Source organism: Arcobacter lacus (genome assembly GCF_003063295.1).
Lineage (GTDB): Bacteria > Campylobacterota > Campylobacteria > Campylobacterales > Arcobacteraceae > Aliarcobacter > Aliarcobacter lacus.
In genome coordinates this window covers 199,456-212,461 of record NZ_MUXF01000005.1, presented here as the reverse complement: position 1 = coordinate 212,461, position 13,006 = coordinate 199,456, and the positions used below count along the sequence as shown (strand labels likewise).

14 protein-coding genes and 1 pseudogene are annotated in these 13,006 nt (G+C 25.9%); 7 read left to right on the top strand and 8 right to left on the bottom strand.

Going from position 1 to position 13,006, the window contains the following annotated elements:
* The 7 genes and pseudogenes from B0175_RS04495 to B0175_RS04465 all read left to right on the top strand — a co-directional run.
* Window positions 1-323, top strand: a pseudogene (locus tag B0175_RS04495) (hypothetical protein); the annotation flags it as partial.
* Window positions 304-1,518, top strand: coding sequence for an AMP-binding protein (locus B0175_RS04490; RefSeq protein ID WP_108527468.1), 1,215 nt, complete (start codon window positions 304-306; stop codon window positions 1,516-1,518). The pseudogene B0175_RS04495 and the gene B0175_RS04490, both read left to right, overlap by 20 nt.
* Window positions 1,519-1,527: 9 nt before the next feature.
* A complete protein-coding gene (locus tag B0175_RS04485; protein ID WP_108527467.1) occupies window positions 1,528-2,262 on the top strand; it encodes an ABC transporter ATP-binding protein in 735 nt (244 codons plus the stop codon).
* Window positions 2,262-3,422, top strand: a complete 1,161-nt coding sequence (locus tag B0175_RS04480; RefSeq protein ID WP_108527466.1) for an ABC transporter permease — start codon at window positions 2,262-2,264, stop codon at window positions 3,420-3,422. Before B0175_RS04485 ends, B0175_RS04480 begins: the two co-directional genes overlap by 1 nt.
* The gene (locus tag B0175_RS04475) at window positions 3,422-3,676 is read left to right on the top strand and encodes a phosphopantetheine-binding protein (RefSeq protein WP_175406297.1); all 255 of its coding nucleotides are present in this window, start codon (window positions 3,422-3,424) and stop codon (window positions 3,674-3,676) included. Before B0175_RS04480 ends, B0175_RS04475 begins: the two co-directional genes overlap by 1 nt.
* Window positions 3,669-4,799, top strand: coding sequence for a beta-ketoacyl synthase N-terminal-like domain-containing protein (locus tag B0175_RS04470; protein ID WP_108527465.1), 1,131 nt, complete (start codon window positions 3,669-3,671; stop codon window positions 4,797-4,799). The genes B0175_RS04475 and B0175_RS04470 overlap by 8 nt, the downstream gene beginning before the upstream one ends.
* A gap of 3 nt (window positions 4,800-4,802) precedes the next feature.
* Entirely contained in the window at window positions 4,803-5,624 is an 822-nt protein-coding gene (locus B0175_RS04465; RefSeq protein ID WP_108527464.1) for a hypothetical protein, read from the top strand.
* Here the strand turns inward: B0175_RS04465 and B0175_RS04460 are convergent.
* The 8 genes from B0175_RS04460 to B0175_RS04425 form a co-directional block, all read right to left on the bottom strand.
* The gene (locus B0175_RS04460) at window positions 5,617-6,606 is read right to left on the bottom strand and encodes a BtrH N-terminal domain-containing protein (protein WP_108527463.1); all 990 of its coding nucleotides are present in this window, start codon (window positions 6,604-6,606) and stop codon (window positions 5,617-5,619) included. The genes B0175_RS04465 and B0175_RS04460 overlap by 8 nt on opposite strands.
* Window positions 6,599-7,000, bottom strand: coding sequence for a hypothetical protein (locus B0175_RS04455; RefSeq protein ID WP_108527462.1), 402 nt, complete (start codon window positions 6,998-7,000; stop codon window positions 6,599-6,601). The genes B0175_RS04460 and B0175_RS04455 overlap by 8 nt, the downstream gene beginning before the upstream one ends.
* Window positions 6,997-8,136: a beta-ketoacyl-ACP synthase III gene (locus B0175_RS04450; RefSeq protein WP_108527461.1), complete on the bottom strand. Its 1,140-nt coding sequence runs from the start codon at window positions 8,134-8,136 to the stop codon at window positions 6,997-6,999. Before B0175_RS04450 ends, B0175_RS04455 begins: the two co-directional genes overlap by 4 nt.
* Window positions 8,136-9,083 (bottom strand): hypothetical protein, encoded by a 948-nt coding sequence (locus B0175_RS04445; protein ID WP_108527460.1) that lies wholly within the window; start codon window positions 9,081-9,083, stop codon window positions 8,136-8,138. The genes B0175_RS04450 and B0175_RS04445 overlap by 1 nt, the downstream gene beginning before the upstream one ends.
* A gap of 52 nt (window positions 9,084-9,135) precedes the next feature.
* Window positions 9,136-9,537 (bottom strand): hypothetical protein, encoded by a 402-nt coding sequence (locus tag B0175_RS04440; protein WP_210004270.1) that lies wholly within the window; start codon window positions 9,535-9,537, stop codon window positions 9,136-9,138.
* 46 nt (window positions 9,538-9,583) lie between these two features.
* Window positions 9,584-10,360, bottom strand: coding sequence for a complement resistance protein TraT (locus tag B0175_RS04435; protein ID WP_108527458.1), 777 nt, complete (start codon window positions 10,358-10,360; stop codon window positions 9,584-9,586).
* 44 nt (window positions 10,361-10,404) lie between these two features.
* Entirely contained in the window at window positions 10,405-11,667 is a 1,263-nt protein-coding gene (locus tag B0175_RS04430) for a homoserine dehydrogenase (protein ID WP_108527457.1), read from the bottom strand.
* 124 nt (window positions 11,668-11,791) lie between these two features.
* On the bottom strand, window positions 11,792-13,006 hold the full coding sequence (locus B0175_RS04425; protein ID WP_046996241.1) for an LL-diaminopimelate aminotransferase: 1,215 nt from the start codon (window positions 13,004-13,006) through the stop codon (window positions 11,792-11,794).

Sequence of the window (13,006 nt, the reverse complement as noted above, 5' to 3'; positions counted from 1 at the left end):
GTTTTATTCTTTTCCCTTTTGCCTCTATTTTATCTATATCTTTGTTTGTAAATATCAATATTTTGCATATTTTTATGCTATTTATAATATTATCTATCTCTATTGATTATGGTATTTATATAAGTTCATATAAAAAAGACTCAAATACAGACAAAGCAATAATTTACTCAATTTTGACAACATTTGCAGGTTTTGGAGTTCTAATATTTTCTAATATAAATGCTCTTTTCTCAATAGGAATTGCATCTACAATTGGTATTCTAGCAATTTTATTTTTATTAATTTTTTTAAAAGGCTCTTTAAATGAAACTAAAAATTCATAATGATGATAATAGCATAGATGAATATACTATAACTAAAGATAACTTTTTTGATAAAAATTTAGAAAATAAAATATCTTATATTGCTTCAAATAGTAAAAAACAAAATGCTCTTAAAATCTTTAAATCTTATTTTTCTAAATCAAAATCAATTCTTTTTGATAGTTCAAATAAAGCTTTATTAGATGAATTAGACCAACTAAATATAAAAGAGTTTGATGAAGAAATCAACAATAACAATATATTTGAACATCAAAATTTTTCCTTTTTATATTTTACATCTGGAAGTACAGGATTTCCAACTGCAGCATTAAAAACACAAGATAATATAGATAAAGAAATAGAAGATTTAACAAAACTATTAAAAGATTATAAAATAAATAAAGTTATTGTAACTGTGCCTTTTATACATATTTATGGTTCACTTTTTGGACTTTTTTACCCTTTACACAATAATATTGATATTATATTAAAAGAACATTTTTTACCAAATGATTTATTAGATTTAATAGATGATTATTCTTTAGTGGTTACTACTCCTCTTTACATAAAAGCTCTAAATAAAATCAATTCAAAAAAAGATTTAAATAAATCTATATTTATTTCTTCAACAGCTCCATTATTAGCAGATGATGCCAAAGAATTCAAAGATAAATTCAATTCAAACATCATTCAAATTTTTGGTTCGACAGAAACAGGTGGAATTGCATATAAATATAATAATGATGAATTATGGCAAGCATTACCTAGCGTAAAATTAGATATAGATATTGAAAATAGATTAAAAGTAAAATCTCCTTATGTATCAAATATACTCTACGAAAAAGAGTTTAAAAATATAAATCAAGAAGTACAAACATTTGATTATGTAGAGTTTTCAGAAAATAAATTTAAACTTATTGGAAGAAGTTCTCAAATACTAAAAATTGCAGGAAAAAGATACTCAACAATACAAATAGAGAATATTTTGGAAAAGGTTGAAGGAATAACAAAAGCTCTTGTTTTAGTAAATAGCAATAATAATTCATTAAGAGGTGAACTTTTAGATATTACATTAGAAACTCATAAAGAATTTCTAGTAAAAGATATTCAAAATATTTTAAAAAAAGAGTTATCGAATTTAAAATTTTCAATAAATCTAAAAATTGTTGATAAAATTAAAACCTCATCAACAGGTAAAAAACTTGCAATTCAATAAGAAAATAATATGTCAATAGTTATAGAAAATTTAAATAAATCATATCAAAATACAAAAATTCTTGAAGATTTGAATCTTAAGGTAAACTCTTCAACTATCTTTGGACTATTAGGTCCAAATGGTGCAGGAAAAACAACTTTATTATCAATATTAAATAATTTAACAAAAAAAGACTCTGGAAATATAAAAATTTACGACTATGATTTAGACTCAGATGAAAAAAATATAAAATCAATATCATCTTATATTCCACAAACTTATGCTTTCTACCCAAATTTAACAGCTTATGAGAATTTAGAATTTTTTGGTGCATTGTATGGTTTAAAATCTAAAAATTTGCAAGATAAAATTTTTGATGTAATACAATCTTGTTCTTTAGAAAAATATATTCACAAAAAAGCATTTACTTTTAGTGGTGGAGTAAAAAGAAGATTAAATATTGCAATTGGTCTTTTAAATTCTCCAAAAATTTTATATCTAGATGAACCAACAGTAGGAATAGATCCTCATTCAAGAAAATATATTTTAGACATCATAAAAAAGATAAATATTACAAAAGGATTAACTATTTTTTATACATCACATTATATGGATGAAATAGAATACTTATGTGATGAAATTGCTATTTTGGACAATAAAAAGATTATTATTCAAGATAGTATTAAAAATTTAAAAGCAAATAATTCTTATGAAAAATTAGATGAGTTATTTTTTGATATTACAAAAGAGAGTTTGAGGGATTGATGTTTTACTATATTTTAAAAAAAGAATTCAAACTTATCTTCAGAGATATTCACGCACTATTAGTTTTATTTTTAATGCCTACTATTTTTATTTTAATAATGTCTTTGGCATTAAAAAATAGTTACTCACAAACAATTGATACAAAACTAAAAGTTGCAATATTAAGTTCTTCAAATAAAGATATTTCAGAAATTATAGAAAATATTAATAAAAACCCTTATTTTGAAAGTTATTTAGAAGATGAAAATGAACCTGCATCTATTATGTACAACAAAAATTATGATTTTATTGTAAAACTTGATAAAGATTTTAAAAGAAAAATAAAAGATAATAATAAAGATTTTTCTATTGAAATACTAAGTAAACCAGATACTAAATATGAATTACAAATCATTTTAAAAAACGAATTGGTTAAATTAATATCAAAATCTATCACTAAAGAATTTTTTATTGATTCAAAAATTGATGCAAGAAGTTTAGATAACTTAGATAGTTTTATAACTAATAAATATATATTTAAAAATGAAAAAGATAGTTTCAAGATAAATTCTGTACAACAAAGCGTTCCAGCTTGGTTAATTTTTTCGATGTTTTTTATTTTAATTCCTATTTCAAATACATTTATAAATGAAAAAAGCTTTGGAACTATTCAAAGAATAAAAAGTATAAATGTACCTTTATATCTAATACTTTTAGGAAAAATTCTACCATATTTTATCATTAACCAAATCCAAATTATTCTTATGTTTTTAGTAGGAATTTTCATTGTTCCTTTATTTGGTGGAGATAAATTAGATATTCAAGGAAATCTTTTTTTATTAATTTTAATCTCTTTTGTTGTCTCTTTCGCAGCAATTAGTTTTGCACTTCTAATAGCAAATATAAGTAAAACAACAGAAGAAGCAACTTCTATTGGAGGAGTTATAAATATCATTTTTGCTGCTATTGCTGGAATTATGGTTCCTAAATTTGTGATGCCACAGTTTATGCAAGATTTAAGCATATTTTCCCCTATGTCATGGGGACTTGAAAGCTTCTTGGAGGTTTTAGTTCGTGCTGGAAATTTCAATGATATAAGACTTTATTTGTGCTACTTATTGATTTTTGGTACAATATGCCTCATTTTTGCAAATTTATTACTAAAAAAAAGGGAATTTTGATGTCAGACTTAAAATATGAATTAAAAAAATTAATAATTGAAGAGTGTGAAAAAGAGTGTGACATTGATGATATTAAAGATGATGAAGCTTTATTTGGACCAGATTCTATTTTAGAACTTGACTCAATGGATGCATTACAAATATCAATGGCTATTCATAAAAAATATGGACTTAAAACAACAGATAGTAAAGAACTTAGAAAAATTATGCAATCAATTAATAGTTTAGAAGAATATTTAATCAAAAATGCATAAAACATTTATAACGGGTTCTTCAATTATTTGTGCTTTAGGAAATAATAAATTTGAATGTATAAAAACATTTGAAAGTATTAATGATGAAACATATAAAGATTATTTACATAATAATTTTGAAGGTCTGAATTATTATAGAATAAAAAGAAATTTTGATTCGCAAAAAGATAAATTTTATTCCTTATTATCTCAAGTTGTACTTGATGCAATAGAAGATGCAAAACTTTCAAAAGATGAACAAAAAGAGCTTCATATTTTTTTGGCTTCAACATCGAACTCAATATCTATATTAGAAGAATCTTTTTTAAATAAAAACAGTTTAGATTCTATTGGATTTAAAAATATTACAAAATACTTAGAAGACTTAATTTGTTCAAATTATCAAAGTACAATCATCCATACAGCTTGTACTTCAAGTACAAATGCAATAATAAAAGCAAGTGAACAGATAAAAAATAATCAAATAAAAAAAGCCATTGTTATTGGTTTTGAGTTTTTCAATCAATCTACATATAAAGGTTTTGAGTCTTTAATGTTATTAAGCCCTAGTGGAGAGTATAAGCCTTTTGATAAAGATAGTGATGGTTTAATTTTGGGTGAAGCATGTAGTGCAATTATTCTTGAAACATCAAAAAAGAATACTGATGATTTTGAAATAATATCTTATGCGAATAGTTTTGATGATCATTCAATTACAAGTTCAAACCCAACTGGTGAAGCTACTTTATTATGCTTAGAAAATACTATAAAAAAGGCTAATCTAGAAATTAAAGATTTAACTTGTATAAAAGCTCATGCAACTGGAAGTGAGAATTCAAATTTATCTGAAGTAACAGCTCTTGATAGTTTATTTAAAAAACAGAATCAAAAATGTGATATTGTTATTCTAAAACCTTATATTGGGCATACATTAGGTGCTTGTGGTTCTAATGAAATTATTCTCTTGTGTGAATCTATCAAAAATGGGACTTTACCAAAAACAATAAATTTTAAGAATAGTTATGAAAATGTTAATTTTACACCACTTTTACAAAGCAAAAAAGTAAATAAAGGAACTGTTTTATTTCATTTTGTTGGATTTGGAGGAAGTAATGCCTCTATAATTTTATCAAATAAGAGTTAAGTTATGTACATAAAATCAATATTTAAAGTTGAAGATGATTATAAAGAAGACAAAGAGTATAAAAAATTTTTAAAAGAATTAGTTAGTTTTGATTTAAGAAGAGTATCAAAGTTAAATCTTCTTGCAATTTATGGAGCTATAAATTGTCTTAAAAACATAAACTATGATAAAAATTTATCAATTTATGCTTCAACTAATAATGGAAATATAGAAGAGACTTATAAAGTTTTAAATGAGTTAAAAGATGCTAATCCTATAATGCCTTTCGATTTTTTAAATATCAATACAAATAATACTGGTTTTTATATCTCAAAAGCTATAAATAGTAAAGGAAACAATTATACTATTTCATCAAATGAGCTATCTTTTGAAAAAACACTTCAAACTATTTTTTTTGAATATAAAAGTAACTATACAAATAGTTTTTTAATCGGTTATATAGATGAATCTTTAAAAAATATACCTCAATCTCAGCTAAAAGATATACAAAAAGATTCTCTTTTATTAAAAGATAACTCTTCTTGGTTATATATTGATTCAGTGAAAGATAATTGTATTGCAAAATTAGAATTAGTTGAATATTTCCAAAATTTATCTGATTTAAACAACTTCTTAAATAGTATTGATTTTGATATGGTAGCCTTAAATAAATTTGCACAAAACCAAATAGGAAATTTAAATATTCGCTCTTCTTTAGTAAAAAACTTTGAAAATCTTTCTAGTATATCAGATATTATAGATATGCTAAATTCTGATTTTAATAATTCTATTTTTATTAGTATTGATGAAAATAATAGAGCTTATCTAATTAATTTTATTAAATAGTTTTTAAAATTTTAAAAGCTTCTTTTTCTAATTCTGAAGCTTTTAATAAAATATTTGTAATATCTTTTGGATTAAATCTCTCTAATTTTTTTGCACTTTCAACACATTTTAAAGCAAACTCTCGCAAAGTATCTCCCGAACTTGTAATCAAAAATATTGCTTTATCAAGTTTTTCATTATCCAAAGCATACGCCTTTGCTTCTTGTAAAAATGCAGCATAAAGATATCTAAACCCTCCGCCACCAGTTCCTATTTCTTCTTGCATTCTTACAATATGAGTAAGATAATTTTTAATATATCTTTCATCTTTATTTTCAAGTTTTAATATAGCTTTTGCTAATTTCTTCATACCATTTACTCCAGCAAAAGGAAAAGGTGTTAACATCGATTTTGCATTTTTTCTAATAGATTTTTTCAAAACATTTGTAAAATCTATATTTTTTGGTATTTCTAAAGGATAATATAAAAATCCCTTTGGAGCAAAAACTCCTTTTGCAAATCTTGCTTTTGTTAACTCTTTTTGATTACATTCTACAACATCTTCAAAAACAGGATCAGATATTTTATATATATTTCCTTCTTTTCCATAAACTAATAAATTGTGTGCATTAAAATGAAATCTCATATTTTCTGGCATATAAGGAAGATAAAAAACTGAAGTTTGTAATCCTACAAGTTTTTTTTCATTTTCTACAAGTTTTGTAAGTTCTAAATTAGCTTCAATTATATTTTTATAACTCTTTTTATACATTTTAATATTTAAAACTTTTTCAACATTTTTAATGATATTTTTGGGAATTGCTCTATACGCTATCAAAGGCATATTATTTACTTTTATTACTGGAAAAAAAGCAAAAGTTAAACTATTTGTTAATCCAAAAACCATAGGTTCACTAATACTTAATCCATAATTTGTAAGCATAGAAGATAAAACACCACTTTCACAATGCGCAAATTGCGAATGTTTAAACTCTTTATTCATATTTAAAACTCTTCAAATCTTCTAAATTTATATTAAATATTTCTGCATATTTAGCCAAAACTTTATCATTTAATTTTTTAAAATATTTCATTCTTAAATGTCTTTTTACTCTAAAACTAAACATGCCAATTGCACTACAAAGTGTAGGTAAATCCATTCTATTTTTATACATAAAATATTTTATTGGAGAAGATATGCCTTCTTTAATTTCTTGTAAACACTCTTTTTCAAGAACTTTGTATTCATTTACAGCTGTTAAAGTAGCAAATTCTTCTGTACTACTTCCATAATTGACTCTTTCAAAGCTTCCTGTATTATTTACTGCATACATAACTTTTTGCTGACCATCAAGTGTAGAGTTTTCCTCTTTTGGAATTTGACTTTCTTTTATCATACTACTTCTAAAGAGAAAAATGCAGTTGAGAATCTTCCACTTTCAGGAACATAACAAAGAATTTTTTCACCTTTTTTTAAATTCCCACTATTAAATAACTCTTCTAAAATTATATAAATTGATGCACTTCCTGTATTTCCAAAACTAGTAAGATTTGTAAACCATTTTTCATATGGTATTTCAAAATCCACCTTTTTCAATCCTTCATATAACTTATCTCTAAAGTATTCAGATGAATAATGTGGCAAAAAATATTTATAATCATCAGCTTTTATTTCTCTTTTTTTAATAATATTTCTAAGAGGTCTAACAACTGTATATTCAACAATATTTTCATTTAAAAGTTTTACATTTTGTTGTACACTTAAAAGTGATTTTTCCATAACTTCATTTTGCTCAAATGCTCTCCACGATTCTATCGTGTCATTTTGTATTTCCAATCCACTGTACATACAAACAGGCATATCTCCTGCATAAGAAAGAATATCTATAAAATTTATTTTTAAAGAAATACTATCTTTATTTGGTTTATTTTCTAAAAGCATTGCTCCTGCACCATCAGATAACATCCATCTTAAAAAATCTTTTTCAAAAGCAATACTTGCATTTTTTTCTAACTCATCTAAGCATTTTGATTCTTCTTTAAAATTTCTTGCACTAAGTATTGGTGATGATGCTTCAGAACCAGTTGAGATTCCATTTTTAAACTCTCCTGATTTTATAGAAAGATAAACATATTTTAAAGCATTCACTCCACTAAGGCATATTCCTGATGCAGAAATAGTTTCAATTGGATGAAGTTTTAATTCACCATGTACCATTAAAGTATGTCCTGGCATAAGTTGATCAGGAGAAGTTGTACCACAAGCAAGTATTTCTAAATCATCTAATTTAAAATTATCTTTTTCTAATTTTTTTATAGCTTTTTTACATAATTTTGCATTTGTAAATAATTGCTTTTGTGTATCTTTTTCTAAAACATAAAATCTTCTTTTTATTCCATTACTTCTTAAAACTATATTTTTTGCTTTTGATTTTTTACCACCAATATATCCTAAATAATCCTCAATTTCATCATTAAATACAGGTTCATTTGGCATAAATTTTTGAATATTATTAATATATACATCAATCACTACATAAATTCCTTCATTCTATAATCTTCACTACCACTAGGCAACTCATAAAACTCTTTTTGTTTCTGGATAGATTTTTTGTTTATTTTTCTTATTATAGTTTGAACTATCATATTAATAGGAACAACTGTTATAATCATAAGAAGTAAAAATACAAGATAAAACATAACAGCAATTTTTCTTTTCTTATTTTCAAAATCACCTATTTTTTTTATTAATTTTCCCCAAATCAAAAAACTTTTATGTCCAATTTTTTCGCTTTTTATTAGTTTTGGATCAACTTCAACAGCTTTTAAACCATACAATAAACTTTTATGTTCTTTTTCTTTATCCATTTCTAAAGCTTTAACCAAAGCTTTACCGAATCGCTGAGTTTTTATAATCTCATCTTCTGATATTCCTGCACTACTAAGTCCTAAAAAAGAATCTTTTTTACCAGTTAACATCCATCTTGGAGTTGTGATAAATGTTTCTAATGAATTTCCTTTATCTATTAGTACAACATTATCGATTAATGTTGCATCTAAATCTTCAAGAAGTTTTTTTATTTTTTCTTGAGCCATTAGCCACATATTTCTACAACCAATTAAAGTCACAACAGGTTTATTTTTAAACTTATTTTTTGAATAATTACTTTCTAAAAAAGAACTAATAGGAATAGATGGAGATAAAAACCATACAGTATAAGCTAAAATTATTAAATCAAACTCATCTTCATCATCTTTTATATCTTCTAGTTTACAAGGAGTCATTAATACAGATTCGGGAAAAGTGTTCATAAAAGTAATAAAATTCCAAGGAAAAGAAAATTCTTTTTCTGGTTTTATTTTTTTAAATATTAATTCAAAATTTTCATTTTCCAAAAGTGGTTTTGTAAAATTCTCAACTAAATTATTTAATTGTCCTGTTTGTGAATACGATACTATCAATATTTTTTTTTTATTCAAATTATTTCTTCTTTTAAGAGAGTTAAAGATAGTACATTTGTACTATCTTCTTTTAGTCAGCTAAATTGTTTAATTGAATTTTGATTGCGTTATCTAAATTTTGTACCCAACCATTATAATTTTGGTGAATAGTATTTTCTTGAGCATTATAATCCAATTGGCTACTATTTTTATAGTTAATTGAATATGAAGTTGTATTATATGAAATATCTACGATTGCCATATGTTTTCTAATATTCAATTGTCCTTGAGCAAGACCTGGTTTAACTTTTGTAATCATCCAACCTAAACTTGAACCAGCATTTTTAATAGCTTTATATACTTGTTCTTCACTAGTGCCTTTTTTTACTTCAATTGGACTATCTGATACATTATATAAAGTTGCTGTTCTACATCCTGTTAGTAAAAATAATCCTAAAACTGTTATAAACAGTAGCTTTAATGTTGCTTTCATTCTTTCTCCCATTTTAATAATTTAATAGATATTATCAAAAAAATCTTTAAAATAACCCTATTATTTGATTTGAGATCTGTTTTTCTAGGATTGGAGTTGCTTCTTGTAAAGTTAAATTCATTTTAGTTGCTTCTGCAAATAACATAGTTTTGTGCTCTATATAATTTGTTGAATAACTTTGAGCTGTTCCTGTTGCCATGTTTGAATTCAATTGTCCAGAGGCATTTGCATTATTTACATTTCCTCCAAAACTATTCACAAATCCAGCTTTATTTGAATCTCTAACAGATGATTGTCCTTGAACTGTTGCGCTTGAAGTATAAACTTCACCTTTTGCTTTTTCTCTAATTACAATATCAACCTGCATTTGATAAATAGTATCTTCTAAAGCTTTCCCAACTAATCCGCCTATCAAAGCACTTCCTAAACCAACAGCTATTGGTTGTGTCGCTCCATGACTATTATAAGCTGAAACTCCAGCTCCTAATGCTCCAGCTCCTAATGCAGCTCCAGCAACATTATTTTCTTGCTTTTTATCACAATATAAAACATTCATCATTAAAACATAAGTTGCAGCATCTGGATCATCAACTATTCTATATCCTTTTGCCATTAATTCACTTATAATAGAACTTTCTAGATTAATACTTTGTCCACTTGTATTTTGAGTTCTTACAAAAATCGTTTTCAATTCTTTTTTTACTGGATTAATAAATACGCTTTGTGTCATTTTTGCATTTGTTTGTAATTCAGTTGTCGCACAACCTGTAAAAAGTAGTGTAGCAGATACAATACTTAAACTTAAAATTTTTATTTTATGCATTTAATCTCCTTAAAATATATTATATTTAAAATTATAACTTAAATTCAATCTTCTATTCTTATCATATTAGGTTTTGTTAGAACTACTCCAGAATTTTCAAGTTCTTTAATAGCTTTTAAAATATCTTTTTCTACACATGTATGAGTTGTAAGTAAAAGATTCGCTTTTGAATCTTTTAATGGTTTTTGCATCATATTTTCAATAGAGATTGAATTATTTCCAAATATTGTTGCAACTTTTGCTAAAGTTCCAGATTTGTCTGCAACTTCAAGTCTTAAGTAGTATTTTGTTTTGATATTATCTTTTGGCATTAAAGTTATCTTTTCACCTGGTTGTTTTTCAAAACCAAGCATTGGAGAACCTTTACCTTTTCTAGCAATATCTATTATATTTGCAACAACAGCTGAAGCAGTTGCATCACCACCTGCTCCTGCTCCATAATACATAGTTTCTCCAACTTTATCTCCAACAACAGAGATTCCATTCATAACACCATCAACTTTTGCTATCATTTTATCTTCAGGAATTAAAACTGGATGAACTCTTAATTCAATTTCATTTCCTACTTTTTTTGCAATACCTAACAGTTTTATAGAATACTCAAACTCTTTTGCAAATTCTATATCTGCTTTTGTGATATTTTCAATTCCTTCGATTAATATTTCTTCAGGTTTTACATCTATTCCATAAGCAATTGAACCTAAAATTAAAAGTTTATGAGCAGCATCATATCCACCAACGTCAAATGTTGGATCAGCTTCTGCATAACCTAATTCTTGTGCTTCTTTTAGGATTTCATCATAGTTTACACCATCATTTATCATTCGTGTAAGCATATAGTTACAAGTTCCATTCATAATACCTTGAATAGATTTAATATGATTTGCACTTAATCCATCTCTCAAAGCATTTATTATTGGTATTCCACCTGCAACTGCTGCTTCAAATTCAAAAGGAATATCGCCAGCAAGTTCTTGAAGTTCATATCTATGGTAAGCCAATAAAGCTTTATTTGCAGTAACCACTGCTTTTCCTTTTAATAAAGCTTTTTTAACTATCTCATAAGGCTTATCAATTCCACCCATTAATTCAACAACTATATCAATAGAATCATCTTCTAAAATTTCATCAGCATTTGTAGTTAATTTTATACTAACATCTCTTTTTTTGCCTAAGTTTGAAACTACTCCAATAGTTGGAACAATCTCTTTACCAGCACGTGCAGTAATAATATTTTTATTATCAATTAAAATATTTGCAACACTACTTCCAACTGTACCAACTCCAATAATTCCAACTTTTAACATATCTTATTTCCTTTAAAATGGTTCCCCTTTTAAAGGAACCGAATTTATTCTATATCTACTTTTTAGCAGGATTTCTAAAAAATCCTTAAAAGTAATAAAAACTAAAGGGCTTTGAGAACAAAGCTTACTTTTCTAATGATTTTAAATATTTCTTTATATTTTTTGCAGCTTGTCTGATTCTTTTTTCATTTTCAATTAAAGCAATTCTTACATATTGGTCACCATAGTGTCCAAATCCAATTCCTGGACTTACAGCAACTTGTGCTTGAGTTAATAATTGTTTTGAAAATTCCATACTTCCTAAGTGACTTGCAACTTCAGGAATTTTTGCCCAAATAAACATAGATGCATTTGGTTTATTCATAACCCAACCAGCATCTGCAAATGTTTCAAGCATTAAATCTCTTCTTTTTCTATATTTCTCAATATGTTCTTCAACACAATCTTGTGGTCCATCAAGTGCAACAGTAGCTGCAATTTGAATAGGAGTAAACATACCATAATCAAGCCAAGATTTGATTCTTTTTAATGCACCGATTAGTTTTTCATTTCCTACGATACAACCTACTCTCCATCCAGCCATATTATATGATTTACTTAATGTAAAACATTCAACAGCAACATCTAAAGCACCTTCTGCTTGGAAAATTGAAGGAGTTTTATATCCATCAAAAGTTATATCAGCATAAGCAATATCAGAGATAATATAAAATCTTTCTCTTTTAGCCATTGCTACTAATCTTGTATAAAATTCTGGTGTTACAGTTGCACAAGTTGGATTATGAGGGAAATTAACAACTACGAATTTTACTTTTGGAATTGACTCGTCAAGTGTTTTTTGTAATCTTTCAAAAAACAGATCTTCATCAACTTTAAATACATCATCAAATGCTAATTCAAACTTATGAACAGCTGCACCATTTAACATAAATGCATATGAGTGAATCGGATAAGTTGGGTCTGGAACAACAGCTACATCTCCAACATTTACAATAGCCTGAACTAAGTGAACATAACCCTCTTTTGAACCCATTGTTGCACATACATGTTTATTTGGATCTAAAAAATCAACATCATATTTTCTTTTATACCAGTTAGAAATAGCAAGTCTTAGTTTAAAAATACCAGCACTTGCACTATATCCATGATTTTTTGGTTTTGCTGACGCTTCAATTAATTTATCTGTTATATGTTGTGGTGCTGGACCATCTGGATTTCCCATAGAGAAGTCAATTACATCTTCCCCTGCTCTTCTTGCTTCCATTTTTATTGCATTTACTTCTGCAAATACATAATTTGGAAGTCTTTTCATTCGTTCAAATTCAATTTCTGCAAACAT

Bases quoted from the DNA above. Each gene is read 5' to 3' on its own strand.
- B0175_RS04490 (WP_108527468.1), top strand. From the start codon at position 304: ATGAAACTAAAAATTCATAATGATGATAATAGCATAGATGAATATACT.
- B0175_RS04485 (WP_108527467.1), top strand. From the start codon at position 1,528: ATGTCAATAGTTATAGAAAATTTAAATAAATCATATCAAAATACAAAA.
- B0175_RS04480 (WP_108527466.1), top strand. From the start codon at position 2,262: ATGTTTTACTATATTTTAAAAAAAGAATTCAAACTTATCTTCAGAGAT.
- B0175_RS04475 (WP_175406297.1), top strand. From the start codon at position 3,422: ATGTCAGACTTAAAATATGAATTAAAAAAATTAATAATTGAAGAGTGT.
- B0175_RS04470 (WP_108527465.1), top strand. From the start codon at position 3,669: ATGCATAAAACATTTATAACGGGTTCTTCAATTATTTGTGCTTTAGGA.
- B0175_RS04465 (WP_108527464.1), top strand. From the start codon at position 4,803: ATGTACATAAAATCAATATTTAAAGTTGAAGATGATTATAAAGAAGAC.
- B0175_RS04460 (WP_108527463.1), bottom strand. From the start codon at position 6,606: ATGAATAAAGAGTTTAAACATTCGCAATTTGCGCATTGTGAAAGTGGT.
- B0175_RS04455 (WP_108527462.1), bottom strand. From the start codon at position 7,000: ATGATAAAAGAAAGTCAAATTCCAAAAGAGGAAAACTCTACACTTGAT.
- B0175_RS04440 (WP_210004270.1), bottom strand. From the start codon at position 9,537: ATGAAAGCAACATTAAAGCTACTGTTTATAACAGTTTTAGGATTATTT.
- B0175_RS04435 (WP_108527458.1), bottom strand. From the start codon at position 10,360: ATGCATAAAATAAAAATTTTAAGTTTAAGTATTGTATCTGCTACACTA.
- B0175_RS04430 (WP_108527457.1), bottom strand. From the start codon at position 11,667: ATGTTAAAAGTTGGAATTATTGGAGTTGGTACAGTTGGAAGTAGTGTT.
- B0175_RS04425 (WP_046996241.1), bottom strand. From the start codon at position 13,006: ATGTTTGCAGAAATTGAATTTGAACGAATGAAAAGACTTCCAAATTAT.